Source organism: Nonomuraea soli (genome assembly GCF_013761175.1).
In the GTDB taxonomy this organism is placed as follows: Bacteria; Actinomycetota; Actinomycetes; order Streptosporangiales; family Streptosporangiaceae; genus Nonomuraea; species Nonomuraea soli.
In genome coordinates, this window is the sequence record NZ_JACDUR010000003.1 from 114,325 (window position 1) to 134,721 (window position 20,397).

Genomic DNA, 20,397 nt, shown 5'->3' on the forward strand with positions numbered 1-20,397 from the left:
GGAAAAGCCGGTATTTACGGGGGTGTCATTCGCGACGTCCTCCTCCGCTTTCCTCATGGAGACGTTGTATGTCCAAGAAGACGTGGCTGACCGGCCTTTCTGCCGCTGTGGCCGCATCCGCGCTGTTCGTTTCCGCTCCCGCCTCCGCCGCCACCACGGCCGACGACCCGTACTCCGTCATGGACGTGGCCGTGAAGGGCCCCAAGAAGGTCAAGGCCGGCAAGACCTACAGGTACACGATCGAGGCCTACAACGAGGGCCCGCACGTGGCCGACTACTACTACCTCGGCGGCACCCTGCCCAAGGGCACCGACCTGAAGAAGCTGCGCTACAGCGGCCCGACCGGCACCCGGTGCGCCATGGCCGACACCAGGAACATCCTCTGCTGGGGCCCGTGGGTCCTGGAGAAGGGCGACAGCGACTGGCTGACCCTTCACATCCAGCTGAAGAAGGGCACCAAGGGCACCGCCACCGCCAAGCTGGGCGCCATCGTCTACGACATCCCCACCGGTATGACCGACCTGCCCAAGGACGAGATCGACCGCCTGGGCGGCTTCAACTCCTGGTTCTACGGCAAGACGGTCAAGTCCAAGATCGTCCGCTAGCCCACCGTCAGGCCGGAAGGGTGCAGCACCCTTCCGGTCTGACGAACCGCCTGCCCCGTGACGCAGACGACCGCCGCCTCGGCGGCACGCGCCAGATGCCTGCGGTCCACCGCCGTCAGCGGCGGCAACACGGTGACCTGGATCGTGAGCCGCCGCACAGACACCATCCTGAACACCGAGCTCAGCAGGCTGTCCTGGCCGATGTAGGCGGCCGCCGTCGAGCCCTGCTGGTTGTCCTCGCGATAGGCCAGCGCCACCGGCCTGACCGGCACCCCGGCGTCGAGCGCCGCCTGGAAGACGGCGGGGCGGAAGGTGCCGCCACCTCGGCCGCACCAGGTCGTGCCCTCGGGGAAGGCCGCGACGCTGCGCCCCTCACGCAACGCCGCGCTCACCCTGGCCACCGCCTCGGGCAGGGCGTGCAGCGAGCCCCTGACGATGAACAGCGCGCCGGAGCGCCGCACCAGCCCGCCGATCAGCGGCCACGTCGCGACCTCCTGCTTGGCCAGGGGCGTGCCGCCCAGCGCCGCCGCCATGACCAGCGGGTCCAGCCACGAGATGTGGTTGGCCACGATGAGTGCCGAGCCGTCGCCGCCCACCTCCCTCGGCCAGCCCGCCCCGCCGTACACGGCGAAGCCCCGCCGTACCTCGATCCTGATGCCCAGGGCCCGCACCAGCGCGCGCGACCAGGCCGGCGAGGTGCCCCTGACCACCAGCGCGGCCGCGACCACGGACACGGCGGCCAGCACCCGCACCAGCCTGCGCACCCACGACGCGGGCCGCGACGGCTTCTGGATGCAGGCCTGCGGCGTGCACGGCGAGGTGGGAAACCAGCTCATCGCTCCCCCAGGAAGTGGCGCAGGTAGCGGTCGTTCACCCGCGACATGGGCAGCAGCACCAGGAAATCGGCCGTCCCGAAAGCCGGATCCAGCGCGGGCGGCCCGCACACCCACGCGCCCAGGCGCAGGTAGCCGCGCAGCAGCGGCGGCAGCCGGAAGTCGCTGCGACGCTCCTGACCCAGGTCCGACCAGGGCAGCAGCGGCTTGACCCGATACTCCTCCGGGCCCAGCGGCACCCGGTCGGCCACGTCGCCGGCATCCTCGACCGGCACCGAACAGCAGCCCACCAGCCAGCTGTGCCCGCCGTCGACCATGTAGCGGGCGATGCTCGCCCACATCAGGCCGATGACGGTCCCCGTGCGGTGATCGGGGTGCACGCACGACCGGCCGGTCTCGACCATGCCGGGCCTGATCGCTTTCAGCGGGCTCAGATCGAACTCGGTCTCGGAGTAGAGCTGGTCGCTACGGCCGGGCGGCAGCAGGCGGTAGGTGCCCACCACCTCGCCCTCCGAGCGGACCAGCAGATGATCGCAGTAGGCGTCGAACCGGTCGACGTCGTGCCCGCTCACCGGGGAGTCGAGCCGGGCGCCGAACTCGTCGGCGAAGACCTGATAGCGGAGACGTTGCGCGGCCCTGAGGTCCGCGGCCGATTGCGCGAGCCCGACGGTGTACATGGGTCCAATGAACGCAGGCGATGGTTGCCGCCACCCGAAACTCACCCGTCCACATGGTGAACCTCCTGCACGACCATGACGGCGCGCCCAGTAGCGTGGCCGGTGTGGACCAGCGAACCCTCCTGATCACTCTCACCGGCCCCGACCGGCCGGGGGTCACCTCGCGCCTCTTCGCCGTCCTGTCCGGTTTCCCGGTGACCGTCGCCGACATCGAACAGGTCGTCATCCGGGGACGGCTGACCCTGGGCGTGCTCATCGCCTACGCGGGCGGGCCGTCGACCGGCACCGGCACCACCATCGGCGGCCTGTGGACCGCGGTGGAGCACGTGGCCGAGGACCTGGGCATGGAGGTGGAGCTGTCCACCGGCTCGTCGGTCAAGGAACGCCGCCGGCGCGGCCGCCTGTCGATCAGCGTGCTCGGCCAGCCGCTGCAGCCGGCCGCCATCGCCGGCATCGCCGGGCGCATCGCCGCCGCCGGCGCCAACATCGACCGCATCGAGCGCCTGGCCCAGTGGCCGGTGACCTCCATCGAGCTGTCCGTCTCCGGCGCCGACCCCGAGACGTTGCGTGCCGAACTCGCCCTCGAAGCAGCTCTTCAAGAGGTCGACGTCGCCGTCCAGCGCATCAGCCTCTCGCGCCGGGCCAAGCGCCTCATCTGCATGGACGTCGACTCCACGCTCATCCAGGGCGAGGTCATCGAGCTCCTGGCCGCCCACGCCGGCTGCCTCGACGAGGTGGCCCGCGTCACCGAGGAGGCCATGCGCGGCGAGCTCGACTTCGCAGAATCGCTGCGCCGCCGCGTCGCCCTGCTCGAAGGGCTGTCGGCCGAGGTCTTCGAGAAGGTGCGCCGCGAGGTCGTGCTCACCCCCGGCGCGCGCACCCTCGTGCGCACACTCAAGCGCCTCGACTACCGCTTCGCCATCGTCAGCGGCGGCTTCACCCAGATCACCGACGCCCTCGTCGACGACCTCGGCATCGACTACTCCGCGGCCAACACCCTGGAGGTCGCCGACGGCGTGCTGACCGGCCGCGTGACCGGCGAGATCGTCGACCGTCCCGGCAAGGCCAGGGCGCTGGAGAGGTTCGCCACGGCCGCGGGCATCCCGATGAGCCAGACCGTGGCCATCGGCGACGGCGCCAACGACCTCGACATGATCGCCGCCGCCGGGCTCGGCATCGCGTTCAACGCCAAGCCCGTCGTGCGCCAGGCCGCCGACACCACCGTCAACACGCCCTACCTCGACTCGATCCTCTACCTGCTCGGCATCCCGCGCGACGAGATCGAGGCGGCCGACGCGGAAGACGCCAGCTGAACCACGTCCTCACACAACGCGCGCAGCGCGGGCCGCGCCGTCAGCTCCCGGCCCGCCGCGTCGAGCCGCCCCAGGCGCGGCGGCTCCTCGCCGTCCTGTACGGCACGCGCCAAGGCCTCCAGCTGGTCGGCGACGGTGTCGAGCACCGCCACCACGGCGCCGTCGGCACCATCCTGGCCGCCCAGCACCGCTGACATGAGCATCGAGTCGTCCCTGATCCTCCTGCTGATCGCGACCGCCTCGACCAGTTCCTTCGGCGCCTCGCGCATCGGCGGCTCCTTGGCCAGGCGCGCCAGCGACTCGTCCAGCGCCACGGCGGCGTCCCCCGCCTGCACGATGCGCTCCGGCACCGCCTTGAGATCGCCCTCCGCCAGGGTCCGCACCAGGCTCGCATGCCTGACCAGCAGGTCGACGAGATAGCCCCTCGGCTTGCCCGCCTCGCCCCTGGGCCACAACACCCTCGCCGCCAGCAGCGCCAGCACACCGCCCGCCGCGGTCAGCCCCAGCCGCGCCGCCGCCGCGGGCCAGTCGAGCGTGGTGGCGAAGTCCGACAACATCAGGGCCAGCGGGGTGGCGAGAATGCTCCAGTAGCCGAAGCTCACCTCCCGCAAGGCGAAACCCGCGGTGCCGAAGACGAGAACGATGCCGACGATGGTGAACCTGCCGGGGACGAGGGCGAGGATCAGCGCGGCCACCGTGGCACCGACGACCGTACCGGCGACCCGGAGGACCACGCGCTCGACGGTGTCGCCGTAGGTGGAGCGCATGGCCATGAGGACCATGAAGACGAACCAGCGGCCGTGGTGGGCGTGGAAGCCGATCATCAGGGCCATGGCCAGGGCGGTCGTCAGTCCGACGCGGGCGGCGTGGGCCGGCTCCTTGAGCTCCGGCCAGGCCAGGCGGGGGCGGCGCTCGGGCGCGTGCACGCCCTGGGAGGCCAGGAGGCCGGCGGTGCGGACGGCGGCGGCCATACGATCCAGGCAGCGGCGTACGGCTGCCAGGCGGGCCAGCTCGGCGGAGGTTTCGCCGGCTTTCGCTGTGGCGTGCTTGACCTGCTCCGCGTAGGCCGCCACCGCCGACAGCGCCACCGGCACCCCTACCGCGCTCCCCGCGGCCGCCTCCCTGAGCGCCCCGGCCAGCGCACCGACCGCAGCACGCGGATCCGGCGCCCGCCCCATGCCCTCCACCAGCACCCGCAGCGCGACCGTCTCGTGGAAGACCCGCCGCAGCACCCCCACGTAGTTGTCCGGAGTGCGATCATGGTCGTCCGAGCTGTGAAACGAGGCAGAAGCCGTGGCCGCCGCCCCGATCGCCTTCGACAACCGCTGCCGCCGCTCGTGCCACTCCTCCTCGCCCAGCTTCAGCCCGTCGAGCAGGCTCGCGGCAGCCGTACAGGCCTGACTCAACGCCGACGTGAGCGGATCCAGCCGGTTGAACGGCCACGCCGCCAGCGCCAGCACCGCGTACAGCAGCCCGCCGCCGGCCAGCATCAGCGGCGGCGTCCACCCGATCGGCAGCGCGTCGTAGTACCCCACCACCAGCGCCAGCGCCGGCGGCACCCCGAACGTGCGCCACTGCGCGCCCGCCGCCGCCACCAGCCCCACGGCGACGATCGCCGCCGCAGGAAAGGGCGACAACAACGCGCCCAGCCAGAACGCCGCCGAGATGAGCGCCACCGTGGCCAGCACCCTGCGCGCCCGCACGCCGTACGGCTTGCCGTACACGTCGCCGAACGCCGTGAAGTAAGCGCCGAGCGCGGCGATCGACCCGTAATGCGGATGCCCGCCGACCAGCCCGGCCACCAGCGGCAGCGCCATCGAGACCGCGCACAGCACGCCGTAGCCCCACGGCGGCCGGGCGGGCAGCTCGAATCCGCGTCGCAACGCTCTGGCGGCCGTCGCCCGCATAGGCAGTGTCCCCGGTCAGTTCTCCTTGGGATCCCAGCGCGCGACCAGGCGTCCCTCCCCTGGCCAGAGGTCTACCCACGGACACTCGATCTCGATCACCGCGTACGCGCCCGGGCGCATGTGATGGTCGCCGCCGGCGAGCTCCTCGATGGCGGGGTTGTGCCCGCACAACACCACGGTCCGCACCGCGTCGTCGGTCCTGCGCACGACCTCCAGCAGATCTTCCGGGTAGGCCTCGTAGATCTCGCGCTCGAAGCTCGTCTCCGTGTCGGGGAAGGCCAGCTCCGCCGTACGCCTGGTGCGGGTCGAGGGCGAGCAGAGCACCAGGTCGGGGGCGAGGCCGGCCTCGCGGATGGCGTCGCCCGCCCGCTTGGCGTCGCGCTCGCCCCGGTCGGTCAGGGGGCGCTCGCGGTCGGCCAGGCCGAGGACCTGGGCGGCTTTGGCGTGGCGGAGCAGGATGAGGGTGCGGGTCGTCATCGTCGCTCAGCCCCTGCTCGTGGCCCACACGGCCAGCACGGTGATCACGGCCAGGATCACCAGCATCGCCAGGAGGATGATGGCCAGGGTCTTCCCGCCGTTCGGCCGTTGCTCTTCCATGGGTTCAGTCTCCCACGCGTACGGCCCGCGCCCCCGCGCCGCCTGCCCCCTGCCCTCTCGTGCTTTCCCTGCCCGCTGCCATTTCCCTGCCCTGCTGGGAAGCCCCGCTTCTCCTGCGGAAACGTGAAAAGGCCCCCCGGAACCAGCCGGAGGGCCTTCGCGTGAACCACGTCACCTACGAGGCGACAGGCTCCTTCTCACGGTCGTTGGTCGGCGCGATCGACACGTGGCGGCGCTTGGAGGCGATGATCGCCGCCACCACCACGGCCACCGCGACCGCGGTGATCCCGATCCGCATCGCCGGGCTGTCCGCGTAGAGCACCACGGCCGGCGCGATCAGCAGCGCGACCAGGTTCATGACCTTGATCAGCGGGTTGATCGCCGGACCGGCGGTGTCCTTGAACGGGTCGCCGACGGTGTCGCCGATGACGGTGGCGGCGTGGGCCTCGGAGCCCTTGCCGCCGTGGTGCCCGTCCTCGACCAGCTTCTTGGCGTTGTCCCACGCGCCACCGGAGTTGGCGAGGAAGACGGCCATGAGGGTGCCGCACGCGATGGCGCCGGCCAGGAAGGCGCCGAGCGGCGCGTATCCGAGCGCGAAGCCGACCGCGATCGGCGTCATGACGGCCAGCAGGCCGGGGGTGGCCAGCTCGCGGAGCGAGTCACGGGTGCAGATGTCGACGACGCGCCCGTACTCCGGAGTCTCGGTGCCCGCCATGATCCCCGGCTTGCTGCGGAACTGCTCGCGGACCTCGAAGACCACGCGCATCGCGGCGCGGCCCACGGCCATGATCGCCAGACCCGAGAACAGGAAGACGACCGAGGCGCCGATGATCAGGCCGACGAGGACGTTCGGCTGGTCGATGCCGAGGCTGAACGTCGCGAAGTCGCCGAGCACCGCCTTGACCCCGGCGCTCGCCTCCGCCAGCGCGCCCTCGACCGCGGTGCGGAAGGCTCCGAACAGCGCGGTCGCGGCGAGCACGGCGGTCGCGATCGCGATGCCCTTGGTGATCGCCTTGGTGGTGTTGCCCACGGCGTCGAGGCTGGTGAGCACCTGGGCGCCCTCGCCCTCGACGTCGCCGGACATCTCGGCGATGCCCTGGGCGTTGTCGGAGACCGGGCCGAAGGTGTCCATCGAGACGATGACGCCGACGGTGGTCAGCAGGCCGGTACCGGCCAGCGCGACCGCGAACAGCGCGAGCGTCACGTTCCCGAAGCCGAGCAGGAACGCGCCGTAGACCGCACCGCCGATGATCAGCGCCGTGTAGACCGCGGACTCCAGGCCGACGCTGATGCCGGCCAGGATGACGGTCGCCGGGCCGGTGAGCGAGCTCTCGCCGATCTCCTTGACGGGGCGGCGGTTGGTCTCGGTGAAGTAGCCGGTGAGCAGCTGGATCGCGCTGGCCAGGACCAGGCCGACCAGCACCGCGCCGATCGCGACCAGGCGCGGGTCGGCGTCGGACTGCACCTGGGCGCCGCTCAGCTGGGAGAAGCTGCTGGGCAGGTACCAGAAGGCGGCCGCGGCCACGAGCACCGCGGAGATCGCGGCGGAGATGAAGAAGCTGCGGTTGATCGCGGCCATGCCGTTGCGGTCGCGGTCGCGCATGCCGGTGATGAAGATGCCGATGATCGCGGTGAGCACACCGATCATCGGGACGATCAGCGGGAAGATCAGGCCCTCTTCACCGAAGGCCACCTTGCCCAGGATCAGGGAGGCGACCAGCATGACCGCGTACGACTCGAAGAGGTCGGCCGCCATGCCGGCGCAGTCGCCGACGTTGTCGCCCACGTTGTCGGCGATGGTCGCCGGGTTGCGGGGGTCGTCCTCGGGGATGCCCTGCTCGACCTTGCCGACCAGGTCCGCGCCGACGTCCGCGGCCTTGGTGAAGATGCCGCCGCCCACTCGCATGAACATCGCCAGCAGCGCGGCGCCGAAGCCGAAGCCCTCCAGCACGCCGGGGGCGTCGCCCTTGTAAAGCAGCACGACCACGGCGGCGCCGAGCAGGCCCAGGCCGACGGTGAACATGCCCGCCACACCACCGGTGCGGAAGGCGATGCGCATGGCCTTCTTCTCACCGCTCGTCCGGGCGGCGGCGGCCACGCGCACGTTTCCGCGTACGGCCAGCCACATGCCCATGAAGCCGGTCAGGGCGGAGAATCCCGCGCCGACCACGAAGAAGATCGAACGGCCGATCTTGACGTCCATCGAGCCCGGCAGCAGGAACAGGACGATCGGGATCAGGATGACGAAGACGGCGAGCGTCTTGAACTGCCTGGACAGGTACGCCGCCGCGCCCTCCTGGACAGCCCTGGCGATGTTCTGCATGCGCTCGGTGCCCTGGTCGGCCTTGAGCACCTCGCGCACCAAACCGCCGGCGACGGCTAGTGCGATCAGCGCCACAGCGGCGACCACGACCACTATTGTGAGGTTGTTACCGCTCAGATTGAGCGTGGATTCTGGCGCGGCGGCCAGATAGAGCCTAGACATCGTTCTCCTCGGCAAGACGGGTACGTCCTGCCCGGATGGCGACGTCGCAATCGGCGGGATCTTTTGGAGCGGCGGCCATCCGGGTTATGGGCAGCCGCTTCCGGTTGAGTCCGAAGCTACGTCGGATCACCTTGGCCGGTGCCGGGAGTCTACGCAGGGCTTCAACAGATATGAAGGCTCTTTGGTCGGCCAATTGGCTGCGCGTCCAGTAATCCCCAGGGAGTGGGCCGATTTGCGGGTATTGCACTTACGTTACGGTCGCAACTGAAGGGCTAAAAGTCCTAACCGAAATCCGGGGCAGGAACGCTCCAAGCCGCGCGCCCTGTGAAGGCCGCGTCAGGTCGTGGAGTCAACGGCGCGTCCACACGCAGCCGTCCCCGGCGCCCCCGCTCCCGTGAGCGCGCCCGGCTGTCTCTCGTGAGCTCGCCCGGCTGCCTTTGTGAGCCCGCCCGGCTGCCTTGTGAGCCCGCCCGGCTATGAGGCCGTAACGGCGCCCGGCCACGCGCACCGGCCGGCCGTGCCCCTGGACAGAGCCCGGCCCCGGACGGCGACTGGGCCCAACCTTGCGGCAGCCGTACAGAACCTCGCACCGGCCGTAAAGAACCTCGCGCCGGCCCCCGCAGGAACCCCGCGCCGCGCCGGCCGTCCGGCAACCGCAAGTGAAGAAAACGCCCGTAGAGCGCCGCACCGAGAGAAACGAGAGAAACCCTCACAAGGAAGCGCCCTACAAACACACACCCGCAACACGAACAACCGCGCTGCGTCAGCCCGCGCGCCCGTTGGCGGACGCCGGCCAGCTCATCCGAATCCTCATCCCCTTGGGGCTGGGGAACACCTCCACGTCGTCGGCCAGGCCCGCGATGACCGCGATGCCGAAGCCGCTCGTGTAGGAGTCGGACAGCATGCTCAGATCGAGTGGTCGATCATGCTCATGCTCGTCACTGGGCGCCTGGTCACTCACGGTGACCTCGAAACGCCCAGAATCGTCACTCAGCTCGATGCGGATCGGCTCTCCCGGGCAGTGGGCGCGGTGCGCCTCGACCGCCCGGGAGCATGCTTCACCGACTGCGAGCCTGACCTCGTCCAGCAGCGACTCCTCGACGCCTGTACGACGGGCGATCGCCGTCGCCACGAGCCGGGCGGTCCGCACGTGCGCGGGGAGAGCGCTGAACGTCAGCTCGACGGTAGCCATGACTACTTGTCTCGGCCGTGAGCTTCCTTGGCCTCGTCGACCGAAGCGTAGATTCCGAAGACCTTGGTGAGTCCGGTGATCCGGAAGATCTTCAGGATGCGCTCCTGAGTGCACACCAGCTCGAGTGAGCCGTCGTGCGCTCGAACCCTCTTCAGCCCGCCGACCAGGACACCCAGGCCGGTCGAGTCGAGGAAGTCGACCTTCTCCATGTTGACGAGCAGGTGGAAGTTGCCCTTGTTGACCAGATCGATCAGCAACTCACGCAACCTGGGCGCCGTGTAGACGTCGATCTCACCCTCGACCTCCACGATGGTGAGCCGGTCTTCGTTGTGGTGATCCAACTTCAGATCCACAGATCCTCCAGCGCCTCGCCTGCGAAGTACTCTTTCAGGTCTGACAGCCTTGAGCTGCCCGACCCCGACGCGCGGCATTCAACCACGGGTCTTGCTTACGTCTATACGAAATCACGATTCCCGGCGACTTTGCCCATGGATGCCAGACTGGAAACCAGTGACTTCCTCGACTTCCTCCCCACGCCGAGCCGGTCCACTCCTCCAGCACCTGCTCGGAGTTCCTGCACGTCATGAGCGCGTCACTCATGTGGAGCATGTTCCAGCACGTCAGGCGGGTCAAGTGAGATGGCCGAATTGGGCGCCCGAGCTGCTGGTTACGCGCTTGGCGAACCACGGCATCCCGGGTCTCTGGCCACATCAGTACGAAGCCGCAGATCTGGCACATCGCGGCCAAAACGTGATCATTGCCACAGGCACCGCGTCGGGCAAGTCGCTCGCGTACCTCACCCCGGCCGTCTCCTCGATCTTCGACGGCGGCACTGTGCTGTATCTCACGCCGACCAAGGCTCTGGCCGCCGACCAGCTCAGATCGCTGCGCGAACTCAAGATCACCCAGCTTCGCGCCGCGACCTTCGACGGCGACACCCCCTTCGAGGAACGCACCTGGGTCCGCCAGCACGCCAACTATGTCCTGACAAACCCCGACATGCTCCACCGCAGCATGCTCCCCCGCCACTCGTCCTGGTCGTCCTACTTCCGCCGCCTCCGCATGGTCATCGTCGACGAGTGCCACGGCTACCGCGGCGTCTTCGGCTCCCACGTCGCCCAGATCCTCAGGCGCCTGCGCCGCGTCGCCGCCAGGTACGGCTCACGGCCCGTCTTCTTCCTCGCCTCGGCCACCGCGAGCGACCCGGCGCTGTCAGGGATGCGGCTGACGGGGCTGGAGATGGCCGAGGTGGCCACGGACGCGTCTCCGCGTGGGGCGACCACCTTCGCGCTCTGGGAGCCGCCCCTGACCGATCTGCGGGGCGAGGGCGGCGCTCCCGTCCGCCGCACCGCCACGGCCGAGGCCGCGGACCTGCTCGCCGATCTCGTCCTGTCCGACGTCCGAACCCTCGCGTTCGTCCGCTCGCGCCGAGGCGCCGAGAGCGTGGCCCTCTCGGCCAGGGCCAAACTCGCCGACGTCGCGGTGTCCTTGTCGAGTACGGCACAGCGGCCCGCGATGCCGTTCCCCATGTCATGGGACGACCCGTACTCCCTGCCCGACGACGCTCCCGCGCCGGGCCCAGCCACCGCGCCGGTGCCGCCCCCTGACACCGAGCCCTCACCCGCCTCCGAGCCGTTCACCGCTGCCCAGCCCTCACCCCCCGCCTCGCCGTCGGCCCTCGAGCCCTCACTCTCACCCTCCGCCTCGCCCTCGTCCCCCACTTCACCCTCGTCCCCCACCACCCCACCCCCCGGCGAGCCGCTCCCCGGGGCTCACACCCCCACAGTCCCCGCCCCCCGCTCCTCCGGCACCGAAGACTGGAGCGCTCTCCCCGACAAGGTCGCCGCCTACCGCGCCGGCTACCTCCCCGAAGACCGCCGCCTCCTCGAAAAGGCGCTCCGCTCCGGCACCCTCATGGGCCTGGCCTCCACCAACGCCCTCGAACTCGGCGTGGACGTCTCCGGCCTCGACGCCGTCCTGATCACCGGCTGGCCCGGCACCCGAGCCTCCCTCTGGCAGCAGGCAGGCCGCGCGGGCCGAGACGGTCAGGACGCGCTGGCCGTACTGATCGCCCGCGACGACCCCCTCGACACCTACCTCGTCCACCACCCCGAGGCGCTGTTCGGCCGGCCCGTCGAGGCGATCGTCCTCGACCCCGACAACCCGTACGTCCTGGCCCCGCACCTGTGCGCCGCCGCCGCCGAGATCCCCCTCACCGACGCCGACCTGGAGATCTTCGGCGACACCACGGAAGCGGTCCTCGCCGGCCTCGTCACCGACGGCCTGCTCCGCCGCCGCCCCGCCGGCTGGTACTGGACCCGCCGCGAACGCGCCACCGACCTGGCCGACATCCGCGGCTCCGGAGCGTCCCCCGTCCAGGTGGTCGAGTCCGCGACCGGCCGCCTCCTCGGCACCGTCGACGAGCCCTCCTCCCACACCACCGTCCACACGGGCGCGGTCTACATCCACCAGGGCGAGACGTTCCTCGTCGAAGAGCTCGACCTCGATTCCGGCGTCGCCCTGGTGTGCGCCGCCCAGCCCGACTACTCCACCTTCGCCCGCGACATCACCGAGATCAGCATCCTGTCCACCATCCGCTCCCACGCCCTCGGCGCCGCCGACCTGCACTTCGGCGAGGTGGAGGTGACGCGTCAGGTGGTGTCGTACCTCAAACGCCGCATGCACACCGGCGAAATGCTCGGCGACGAGCCCCTCGACCTGCCCCCGCGCACCCTCCGCACCCGCGCCGTCTGGTGGACCCTCCCCGCCGACGTCGTCGCCCCGCTCGCCGAGGCCGGCTTCGACCTCGGCGGCTCCGCCCACGCCGCCGAGCACGCCGCCATCGGCCTGCTCCCCCTGTTCGCCACCTGCGACCGCTGGGACATCGGCGGCGTCTCGACCGAACTCCACGCGGACACCGGCACGCTCACGGTCTTCGTCTACGACGGCCACGAGGGCGGCGCCGGCTTCGCCGAACGCGGCTACTCACGCGCCTCGGAGTGGCTGACGGCCACACGGGAGGCGATCGGGTCGTGCGAGTGCGAGCGGGGGTGCCCATCGTGCATCCAGTCCCCCAAGTGCGGGAACGGCAACGAGCCACTGGACAAGGCGGGGGCGTTGCGCTTGCTTGACACGCTGCTCAGCGCCGAGACACCAGCGACGCGAGGTTCCCTGACCCGGCCCTCTGACCGGCCCTCTGACCCCGCCCTCTGAAAATCCCCCTAACCCGGACCCTGACCCCGGACCCCGGACCCGCCCTGGAATCGCACCCTGCCTTCACGCGAACCCGCGTCCTCGTCCCAGCACCGCGCCCAAATCCCACAGCCCGCGCCGTGACACCGGAACTCGCGCCGTCATCCCGATGCCAGGCCCCTCGCCCTGACCTCGTCCCGGCCCGACGTCACACCAATCGCCCGCGCTGAGGCCATCTCGGCCAGCCGCTCCACACGGGCCGCGACGAGCTCAACCAGCCAGCGCCCCGAAGCCGGAGCACGCACGACGCCCAAGCCCCGACCGACCAAGCGGACGGCAGGCGGCCGGGCACCCAACCGAGTGCCCGGCCGCTCGCCCCCGCCGGCGGAGGAAGCTCAGCTCTCCTCGTCCCGGCGCCGCCGCCGTTCGGCGAGCTCGTCCTCGTCGGCCGCCCAGAAGTCTCCTGCCCCCGGCTGCGGCCGCTCCCAGAAGCCGCTGTCCTCCATGGAGCGAGGGCTGGGCGGCAGATAGTCGTCCCAACGCTCCTCGATCTTGATAGCAGGACGCGCCGCACCCCGCTCACCCTCAGGCACGACGGTCACCGCCGAACTGGGCAGCGCAAGCCGTACGGGCTCATGCCGAGGCCCCAGGTCTGCCCTGACGGGGCCGCCTTCGCGCTCCACCGAGATTCGTACGGCGTCCGCCCGAGCCTCATGGGCACCCGCCTGCCGTACGGAGCCAGAACCAAGACCAGAGCCAGCGCCAAGCTCAGGACGAGGGATGTCAGCGTCAAGCTGGTGCGCAGCCCCCGTGAAAGCGGCATCGCGCTGTCCCGAGCGAACCTCCTCAGCCTCTCGCTGTCCTGCGCGAGCCACTTCAGCTTCACGCGGACCCGAGCGAACCGCCTCAGCGTCGCGCTGACCCGAGCGAACAACCTCAGCGTCGCGCTGACCTGAGCGAACCGCTTCAGCCTCCCGCTGACCCGCCTTCAAATCGTCGGCACTCAGATACAGCGGCAGCGAGACAGGTGACGCGTCCTGCCGTAACTGATCGGGCACCGCTGGCTGCTCGGGCTGCTTGGCCGTACGGACCTTGGCCACGGCGAGGACCACGGCCGAGCGGCGCGGGGCGCTGGAGGTCGGAGGCAGGCTGTCGTTGGCGAGATGGCTGTGAGCGGAGACCGGACCGGTGACCTGGCCGCCGGGTCGGGGCGTGGCGCCAGAGGTCCATACCCCAGCAGCGGAGCCCCTAGTCGGGCCCGCGCCTGGACCAGCAGCGGCAGCGCCGGCGGCGGCCAGGGCGCGGCGGCGGGCCCAGGCACCACCATGGGCGGCGAGGAGGAGCAGGATCAGGCCACCCGCCACGTACAAGCCGTACTGACCGATCGTGCCGATCGGCGACTCCGAGGACTGGGCCTTGACGCCCGTCTCGACGGCGGGCGCTTCCTTACCGTCGGTGCTCCCGTCGGATTCCGGCGTCAGAGTGCCCGCGTCACCGTCCGCCTTCGGCCCGCTCGCCTCGGGTGAAGGCAGCGGGAAATTGCCCTGTTCGTCGGTTTCGGGAATCTCGGGGAGCTTCTGCTTGACCTTGGGAGTCTGCGCGTTGGTGGTGGTCGCGGGCTTGCTCTTGTCCTTGGCGGGGAGCGTGGGGAACGCCTCGACGCCCTGCTTGTTCTTGTCCTTCGGCGCCGTGGTCGGCTGGGTGGTCTTCTTGGGCTTCGCGGCCGGCGGAGCCGGGATCATGACAACGGCGGGGGCCGAGAACCCCGACGCGATGCTCCCGCCTTCGCCGTCGCTGCGGTGGGCCTTCACGGTGAATCCGACCGGCTGCCCGGCGGCCTTGGGTGGTACGGCGAGCACCGCCTTGCACGACGAACTCGAACAGGCCTGGCCCACGGGCAGCTTTCCCACGACACCGGACTGGGTCGTGGCCACCTCGTAGCTCTGCAGGTCCGGCTCGTCACCCTTGGGCCAGGTGACGACGATCTGGTCGTTGCCCTGCAGCCTGGCATCGACCCCTGAAGGCGTGGCCGGCGGGATGGCCTGCTTGAGGGTGGCGCTCGTTTCATCCCACCGGGCACCTACGAGCTTGCCCTTCTGGACGAGCTTAAGGGTGTAACTCCCGTTCTGCCGCTCGGAGGGATTCCAGGTGTAACTGACCCGCTGGTCACCCTTGGCCACCTCGGAACCGTCGACGTAGAGGATCGCGTCGAAGAGCGGGTCCACGGTGCCGGTGATGGTCACCGAGGAGTTGCTCGTCACCTTCGCCGGCGCGTTGAGCACCGCCTTGGCCTGCGCCGGCGCCGCCGAGCCCAAGACCAGGGAGGTGGTCACGATCGACGTGACCGCCGATGCGGCTAACAGTCTGCGAACCACCGTCACGACGCTTCCCTCCAACGAAAGCCTCGCGCCGTCGCTCCGCCCGCCCCCACAAGCGCTCGTACGGCATCCGGAAGTGCTAGGACATACCCACCTCAAGGTGCCGAGCAGCCTAGCCACTGGATCACGACATGTCCTAGATCTCAGCCCAGACGGCATGGACCCGGAGGTAAGCGCGACCTTATGTGAGCCGTGCCACTTTTGGACACCGCGTCCAAGAAGTCGTGATTCTTTTGCGACCTTGCCACTTGCGGCACTTTCACCTCAGGAGAGACGGGGATTCAGGGGCTGCTGGCACCGGGAGTCGGACCCAAGATGAGCAGGCGCGAGGAGCGGGGCGAGAGCGGGAGCGGGGCGAGAGCGGGAGCGGGGAGCGGGGACGGGGGCGGGAGCAGGAGCGAGGAGCGAGGAGCGGGAGCAGGGGCAGGAGCAGGTGGGGTGCAGTCGGGAGCCGAGGCCCGAGACCGACGCACGGGAGCCGAGGCCCGAGACCTGGGCACGGGAGCCGCGATCCAGGCGCTGAGATGCGTTGGGACTGAGGCCCTTGGGACCAAGGTGCCTTGGCTTGGCAGCGAAGGGCTTAGGGCCGGGACGCATTAGCCGGGCGCATTAGCCGAGGTACGGGACCTGGGGCGGGGACCGGAGGCGCCTGACGCCAGGTACACGCGCCGCGGCGCGATTGAGCGCTGAGGCTATGGGCGGAGCGGGCCTATGCGGGTTGGGCCGGCTCGGGCGTGGGCGGTGATGATGCGCTCGCCGATGGCCGGAAGAGTGATCCGCACAGCGGTGTCGACGTCGACCATTTCTGCGGCGAGGGCGCAATTGGTGAGCGCTGCTCGGTTGGCTTCGGCTATGCGTTTGGCGGCGCGGCAGGCTTCGTCGGGGTCGGCGATGGCGAGTTTGGCGGCGGCCAGGGCGCTCAGATCGGCACTTGTCTGGGCCCGGTGACGGGCTACGTGGGCTGCGCCGACGGTGGTGATGGCTGTGGCGGCGATCATCAGGAGGGCCATGAGGGCGACGCTCCACAGGGTGGCTGACCCGCGGTCGGCGGTGGGTGGGCTCATGTGTGGCGGTCCTCTCGTCGCTCTCGTTGGTTCGTGGCATTTCCTGGCTAAGCCCTCTGGGGCTCATGAACTCCTGGGCTCATGAACGCCTGGCTTCATGAACCCCTGGGCTCATGAACCCCTGGGCTCATGAACCTCTGGGACTACGAAACTCTGGGACTAGGAACCTCTCGCGGGCCTCAAGCCCACTCGGCCTATGGCTCGGTGGCGGCGATGGCGTTGGCGTTGACCGTCGCTGGAGGCAGTGGAAGACCCCAGGCTGGCCGTACGTGGACGGTGATGCGGACGTGGGTTAGGTCGGTGGCACGGTCAACGGCGATCAGGGCGTCTGGGCGGGTGGCTGCGCGGGCGCGGTGCTCGACGTCCGCGAGGGGTTCGCCGCGGGCGGCCGCTCTGGCGGCGGCGCGGGCGGCGTCGACGCATTCGAGTTGGGCGCCCACGACCTGGACGAGCCAGAGGGCGGCCGCGAGGACCGCGACGAGTGCTGGGAGCACCGCCGCGGTCTCTGCGGTCACCGAGCCGCGGCTCGCTCTTGGGCTGCGCAACCGGTCGGTGGGGGGCAGGAGGTCACCGCCTTCGGGGGTGTGGGCGGGGTGTCATCCGTTGGTGTTCAGGGCCTGGTCTACGAGGCTGGACAGCATCTCCTGGACTTCTGGGCTGCTTACGACCTTGTAGAGCAGGGCTGCGAAGGCGCAGGCGGCGATGGTGCCTACGGCGTATTCGGCGGTGGACATGCCGCGGTCGAGGCGGTCGGCTCTGAGGCGGGCCAGCAGGGCGCGTCGTCGGGTGGCGAGGCGCTGGAGCGGCGGCTTGGGCGAGCTTGTTACGGCGACCACGGCGTTGGGCTCGTCGGGCATCGTGCCTCCTCATCCTGGTGCCGGAAGTGGGCTCCGGCGGGTGAGGTTCAGGGTGCTCGAAGCGGTGGGGGTGGGGTGGGGCCGAACGGGGCTCTGTGGATAACGCGAGATCGTCGGGGATGGGGAGGAAACGCGGCATGTGGGGCCGGGGCGCAAGGGCGATGGAGGGGCGGCCGAGTGGCCGGTCGGGGCAATCGGGACGCGCGGGCCGGGGCGGCCGAGGTCAATTGGGGCGCGACGGGGGCAGGGTCTGTCGAGGCCGCTCAGGCCCCGGAGGCCGGGGCCGCCGGTGGCCGGTCGAGGATTGCGCCGGTCGGGTGAGGGGCCGGCCCGGGATCTGTGCACGTCGGGGTCGTAGGCGGGCTTGGGTCAAGGGGTGCTGGGGGCAGCGGGTGGGGTGGTGCGGAAGGCTTGGAGCATCGTGGTCAGGGCCCTTTTGGTGGTCGCCAGGGCTGTGGGGTCGGGGGTGGCGGCTAGCCAGAGGGCGGCCTCGTTCATGGCGCCGGACAGGAGGCGGGCCAGCGGTTCCACTGGCTGGGTGGCGATCACGCCCACTTTCATGAGGTGGGTGAGGGCTTCGGTGAGGTGGCGGGCGGAGGCTGCTTCGTCGAGGGCGCGCCATTCGTTCCAGCCCAGGACGGCTGGGGCGTCGATGAGCATGATCTGCTGGACGTCGGGGTCGGCGCTCGCCGCCAGGAAGGCGTGGCAGCCGGCGACCAGTTGGTCCCATGGGTCGGGCTCGGCGTCGGCCACTTGGGCGACGCGGGTGGCGACCTCCTGCTGGATCTCGGTCAGCACGGCGCGGAAGAGGTCTTCCTTGCTCTGGAAGTGGTGGTAGAAGGCGCCTTTGGTGACGCCTACCGCGCTCACGATCTGGGCTAGGCCCACGGCGCTGTAGCCCGCTGACGCGAACTGTTTTCTGCCCTCTTGCAGCAGTGTTCGGCGGGTTTGGTCGCGTTGCTCTGCCCTGCTCATCGTCCTCCGCTCGCTTTGACATACCAATGGTATGTCAGCTAGGTTTCACATACCAGCGGTATGTGAAGGAGGGTGTGTCATGTTGACGAGCTTCTATCCGGTCATCGCCACGGCGAAGATTGATGAGTCGCGTGAGTTCTACACGGAGGTGATGGGGTTCGAGACGACCTTCGAAGCGGATTGGTACGTCAGCCTGCGGTTGCCCGGGCCTGTGCCGTACGAGCTGGCGCTTCTGGACTTTCACCATCCGACGTTGCCTGCTGCCTACCGTGTGCCTGTGCAGGGGTTGCTCCTCAACTTCGAGGTTGAGGATGTGGACGCGGAGTACGAGCGGCTCGTGGTGCGCGGCGGGCTGAAGGCGGAGCTTGAGCTGCGGAGCGAGGACTTCGGGCAGCGTCACTTCATGGTGGCCGATCCGAACGGGGTGTTGATCGATGTGATCACGCCCATTCCGCCGTCGGAGGAGTACGCCGAGCAGTACGCGTAGATGGTTGGTTGTGAGGGGTGATGGGGGGCGGCCAGCCGGGCTGCGGTCGTGCAGGGTGGGTGGTCGGGACCGGGAGGCATCCTGCCTGGCCGCCCCTGCTACCCCAGTTCACGGCCGCCTGCTGCTCCCAGAAACCTTCGCCTCCTGAACCGTGGGCACTCGTTTCTGAGCTCTCGTTGATCAACCGGTGTGGCGCACGGCGGAGGATGGGCCATCTAGGGCAGGACGATCCCCTGGGCCAGGCCGGCGATCACGGGGATGATGCCGAGTAGGACGAATGCCGGAAGGAAGCACAGGCCCAGGGGCGCGACGGCGGTGACGCCGACTCGGCGGGCGCGGGCCACGGAGGCTGCGCGGGATGTCGAGCGGGCTTCGTCGGCGACCCTTGTCAGGACGTCGGCCACGGGGGCACCGCTGTGGGCGGCGCGGATCATGGCTCTTGCCAGTTGGCGGGTAGATGGGTCGCTGCCGAAGTGGTGCCAAGTGGGCTCGGGGTCGGCGCCCAGGCGCAGCTGGGTGCTCACCCAGGTCAGCCGTTCGCCCAAGGGGCCGCCGACGGTGGTGGCGGCGGTGGAGGTGGCTGCGCTGACCGGCTGGCCCGCGCGGAGGCAGGCGACCATCAGGTCTGCGGCGAAGGGCAGGTCCGTGGTGATTCTGCGTCTGGTTTGTTCGGTTTCTGGTGAGTCGCGTCTGCGGAGGATCGCGGCTACGGCGATCGCGGTGGCGAGGCCTACCGGTGCTGCGGGCCAGCCGCCGGCGGCCAGGGCAGCGAGGGCGCCTGCGGCGAGGGCTGGCAGCCAGGACTTGCGGGCCGCACTTGGGAGCTTTGGTGGCGCGTCGGCTGCGGGGGACTTTGCTGGGCGTAGGGCGGCGAGGCGGTCGGCCGGGGTTTTCGGGGTGAGCCAGAACCAGGTCGCGAGGGCGGCGCTGATGGTGGCGATCAGGAGGGACATCTCCGTCACGACTCCGCTCGTACGGCCATGCGGTGGGTCCACCACAGGCCGGCAGCGTCGAGGGCCAGGCCGGCGGTCAGGCACGACAGGCCCGGGAGGCCGCCGAAGAGGAAGCCAAGAGGGTTCATGTCCAGGGCGGCGGCCATGAGGAGGCCGAGGGCGGGCAGGACGGCGAGCATCCTGGCCGTGGCTCTTGGGCCTGCCAGTTGGGCGGCCACGTCCTGACGGTGGGCCTGGTCGGCGCGCAGGGACTGGGCCACGCGGTCGACGAGGGGTGAGAGGCCGGCGCCGACCGTGGTCGAGACCGTCCAGCAGGCGGCCAGATGGTGGAAGCCGAAGCTGGACAGGACCTTGGGGATGTCGCCGCCGTCTCTGGCGGCTGCGGTCAGGAGCCGGGCCGGCCCGGGGGTGGGGAAGTCGACGGTGGCCACGGCTCTGGTGAGGGCGTCGGCGGGGGTCAGGCCTGCCGAGAGTTCGGCGGACAGGCCTTGGCAGAGGTCGATGGAGGCGGCGCGCCAGGCTGCCTGGAGGCGGGTCGGGCAGGGGCGGGTGAGGCGGTGGAGCAGGGGGCGCCAGTTCGGGGGATGGGTGGGGGTGAGGAGGTGGGACAGGCGGGTGGTGGGGGTGTTTGGGCCGGTTAGGAGCCACACCGCGAGGGCGGCGGTCAGGGTGGCGAGGATGGTGGTCATGGTGCCTCGGCTGCTGTCGGGGATGGTGACGGTGATGGTGGTGACGGGATGCCCCCGCGCGGGTCGAACAGGGGGTGGGTGAAGCACCGGTGGGATGGGACTTGGCGGGGGGCGGAGCACGAGCGGGGTGCCCGGGCGCGAGGGGAGTAAAGCGCGCGGATGAGCCCCAAGCGCGGGTGAGTGTGCCCCCGCC

The 20,397-nt window shown here is 70.3% G+C and carries 18 protein-coding genes; 4 read left to right on the forward strand and 14 right to left on the reverse strand.

Going from position 1 to position 20,397, the window contains the following annotated elements; all coding sequences use genetic code 11:
- Nucleotides 1-68: 68 nt before the first annotated feature.
- Nucleotides 69-605, forward strand: a complete 537-nt coding sequence (locus HNR30_RS13345; RefSeq protein WP_181610159.1) for a DUF11 domain-containing protein — start codon at nt 69-71, stop codon at nt 603-605.
- Here HNR30_RS13345 and HNR30_RS13350 read toward each other — a convergent pair.
- Together HNR30_RS13350 and HNR30_RS13355 are read right to left on the reverse strand one after the other, a co-directional pair.
- On the reverse strand, nt 602-1,441 hold the full coding sequence (locus tag HNR30_RS13350) for a lysophospholipid acyltransferase family protein (protein ID WP_181610160.1): 840 nt from the start codon (nt 1,439-1,441) through the stop codon (nt 602-604). The genes HNR30_RS13345 and HNR30_RS13350 overlap by 4 nt on opposite strands.
- Entirely contained in the window at nt 1,438-2,115 is a 678-nt protein-coding gene (locus HNR30_RS13355) for a GNAT family N-acetyltransferase (RefSeq protein WP_181610161.1), read from the reverse strand. Before HNR30_RS13355 ends, HNR30_RS13350 begins: the two co-directional genes overlap by 4 nt.
- A gap of 104 nt (nt 2,116-2,219) precedes the next feature.
- Between HNR30_RS13355 and serB the strand changes: the two genes are divergently transcribed.
- On the forward strand, nt 2,220-3,428 hold the full coding sequence (gene serB / locus HNR30_RS13360) for a phosphoserine phosphatase SerB (protein ID WP_312894388.1): 1,209 nt from the start codon (nt 2,220-2,222) through the stop codon (nt 3,426-3,428).
- On the opposite strand, the gene HNR30_RS49230 is transcribed toward serB, so the two are convergent.
- The 5 genes from HNR30_RS49230 to HNR30_RS13385 all read right to left on the reverse strand — a co-directional run bounded on the left by HNR30_RS49230 (nt 3,368) and on the right by HNR30_RS13385 (nt 9,962).
- The gene (locus HNR30_RS49230; RefSeq protein WP_181610163.1) at nt 3,368-5,335 is read right to left on the reverse strand and encodes an FUSC family protein; all 1,968 of its coding nucleotides are present in this window, start codon (nt 5,333-5,335) and stop codon (nt 3,368-3,370) included. The genes serB and HNR30_RS49230 overlap by 61 nt on opposite strands.
- A 15-nt stretch (nt 5,336-5,350) precedes the next feature.
- Entirely contained in the window at nt 5,351-5,812 is a 462-nt protein-coding gene (locus HNR30_RS13370) for a SixA phosphatase family protein (RefSeq protein WP_246378551.1), read from the reverse strand.
- Nucleotides 5,813-6,107: 295 nt separating this feature from the next.
- Nucleotides 6,108-8,417, reverse strand: a complete 2,310-nt coding sequence (locus HNR30_RS13375; protein WP_181610164.1) for a sodium-translocating pyrophosphatase — start codon at nt 8,415-8,417, stop codon at nt 6,108-6,110.
- A gap of 763 nt (nt 8,418-9,180) precedes the next feature.
- Nucleotides 9,181-9,609: an ATP-binding protein gene (locus HNR30_RS13380; protein WP_181610165.1), complete on the reverse strand. Its 429-nt coding sequence runs from the start codon at nt 9,607-9,609 to the stop codon at nt 9,181-9,183.
- A 2-nt stretch (nt 9,610-9,611) separates the two neighbouring features.
- Nucleotides 9,612-9,962, reverse strand: a complete 351-nt coding sequence (locus HNR30_RS13385; protein WP_181610166.1) for an STAS domain-containing protein — start codon at nt 9,960-9,962, stop codon at nt 9,612-9,614.
- 139 nt (nt 9,963-10,101) lie between these two features.
- Between HNR30_RS13385 and HNR30_RS13390 the strand changes: the two genes are divergently transcribed.
- The gene (locus HNR30_RS13390) at nt 10,102-12,822 is read left to right on the forward strand and encodes a DEAD/DEAH box helicase (protein ID WP_181610167.1); all 2,721 of its coding nucleotides are present in this window, start codon (nt 10,102-10,104) and stop codon (nt 12,820-12,822) included.
- Nucleotides 12,823-13,196: 374 nt separating this feature from the next.
- Here HNR30_RS13390 and HNR30_RS13395 read toward each other — a convergent pair whose 3' ends face one another.
- The 5 genes from HNR30_RS13395 to HNR30_RS13415 form a co-directional block, all read right to left on the reverse strand.
- Nucleotides 13,197-15,182, reverse strand: coding sequence for a fibronectin type III domain-containing protein (locus HNR30_RS13395; RefSeq protein ID WP_181610168.1), 1,986 nt, complete (start codon nt 15,180-15,182; stop codon nt 13,197-13,199).
- Nucleotides 15,183-15,871: 689 nt separating this feature from the next.
- Nucleotides 15,872-16,243 carry an Rv3654c family TadE-like protein gene (locus HNR30_RS13400; RefSeq protein WP_181610169.1) on the reverse strand — a complete coding sequence of 124 codons (372 nt, stop codon included), beginning with the start codon at nt 16,241-16,243 and terminating at the stop codon, nt 15,872-15,874.
- Nucleotides 16,244-16,437: 194 nt separating this feature from the next.
- Nucleotides 16,438-16,758 (reverse strand): TadE family type IV pilus minor pilin, encoded by a 321-nt coding sequence (locus HNR30_RS13405; RefSeq protein WP_181610170.1) that lies wholly within the window; start codon nt 16,756-16,758, stop codon nt 16,438-16,440.
- An 81-nt stretch (nt 16,759-16,839) separates the two neighbouring features.
- A complete protein-coding gene (locus HNR30_RS13410) occupies nt 16,840-17,100 on the reverse strand; it encodes a DUF4244 domain-containing protein (RefSeq protein WP_181610171.1) in 261 nt (86 codons plus the stop codon).
- 369 nt (nt 17,101-17,469) lie between these two features.
- Entirely contained in the window at nt 17,470-18,075 is a 606-nt protein-coding gene (locus tag HNR30_RS13415; protein ID WP_181610172.1) for a TetR/AcrR family transcriptional regulator, read from the reverse strand.
- A gap of 79 nt (nt 18,076-18,154) precedes the next feature.
- Between HNR30_RS13415 and HNR30_RS13420 the strand changes: the two genes are divergently transcribed.
- The gene (locus HNR30_RS13420; RefSeq protein WP_181610173.1) at nt 18,155-18,562 is read left to right on the forward strand and encodes a VOC family protein; all 408 of its coding nucleotides are present in this window, start codon (nt 18,155-18,157) and stop codon (nt 18,560-18,562) included.
- Between the two features lie 215 nt (nt 18,563-18,777).
- Here the strand turns inward: HNR30_RS13420 and HNR30_RS13425 are convergent, their stop codons facing one another.
- Together HNR30_RS13425 and HNR30_RS13430 are read right to left on the reverse strand one after the other, a co-directional pair.
- Entirely contained in the window at nt 18,778-19,515 is a 738-nt protein-coding gene (locus tag HNR30_RS13425) for a type II secretion system F family protein (protein ID WP_181610174.1), read from the reverse strand.
- A gap of 5 nt (nt 19,516-19,520) precedes the next feature.
- Nucleotides 19,521-20,204, reverse strand: coding sequence for a type II secretion system F family protein (locus HNR30_RS13430; protein ID WP_181610175.1), 684 nt, complete (start codon nt 20,202-20,204; stop codon nt 19,521-19,523).
- Nucleotides 20,205-20,397 lie beyond the last annotated feature (193 nt).

Bases quoted from the DNA above. Each gene is read 5' to 3' on its own strand.
- HNR30_RS13345 (WP_181610159.1), top strand. From the start codon at position 69: ATGTCCAAGAAGACGTGGCTGACCGGCCTTTCTGCCGCTGTGGCCGCA.
- HNR30_RS13350 (WP_181610160.1), bottom strand. From the start codon at position 1,441: ATGAGCTGGTTTCCCACCTCGCCGTGCACGCCGCAGGCCTGCATCCAG.
- HNR30_RS13355 (WP_181610161.1), bottom strand. From the start codon at position 2,115: ATGTACACCGTCGGGCTCGCGCAATCGGCCGCGGACCTCAGGGCCGCG.
- HNR30_RS49230 (WP_181610163.1), bottom strand. From the start codon at position 5,335: ATGCGGGCGACGGCCGCCAGAGCGTTGCGACGCGGATTCGAGCTGCCC.
- HNR30_RS13370 (WP_246378551.1), bottom strand. From the start codon at position 5,812: ATGACGACCCGCACCCTCATCCTGCTCCGCCACGCCAAAGCCGCCCAG.
- HNR30_RS13375 (WP_181610164.1), bottom strand. From the start codon at position 8,417: ATGTCTAGGCTCTATCTGGCCGCCGCGCCAGAATCCACGCTCAATCTG.
- HNR30_RS13380 (WP_181610165.1), bottom strand. From the start codon at position 9,609: ATGGCTACCGTCGAGCTGACGTTCAGCGCTCTCCCCGCGCACGTGCGG.
- HNR30_RS13390 (WP_181610167.1), top strand. From the start codon at position 10,102: ATGCCAGACTGGAAACCAGTGACTTCCTCGACTTCCTCCCCACGCCGA.
- HNR30_RS13400 (WP_181610169.1), bottom strand. From the start codon at position 16,243: ATGAGCCCACCCACCGCCGACCGCGGGTCAGCCACCCTGTGGAGCGTC.
- HNR30_RS13410 (WP_181610171.1), bottom strand. From the start codon at position 17,100: ATGCCCGACGAGCCCAACGCCGTGGTCGCCGTAACAAGCTCGCCCAAG.
- HNR30_RS13415 (WP_181610172.1), bottom strand. From the start codon at position 18,075: ATGAGCAGGGCAGAGCAACGCGACCAAACCCGCCGAACACTGCTGCAA.
- HNR30_RS13420 (WP_181610173.1), top strand. From the start codon at position 18,155: ATGTTGACGAGCTTCTATCCGGTCATCGCCACGGCGAAGATTGATGAG.
- HNR30_RS13425 (WP_181610174.1), bottom strand. From the start codon at position 19,515: ATGTCCCTCCTGATCGCCACCATCAGCGCCGCCCTCGCGACCTGGTTC.
- HNR30_RS13430 (WP_181610175.1), bottom strand. From the start codon at position 20,204: ATGACCACCATCCTCGCCACCCTGACCGCCGCCCTCGCGGTGTGGCTC.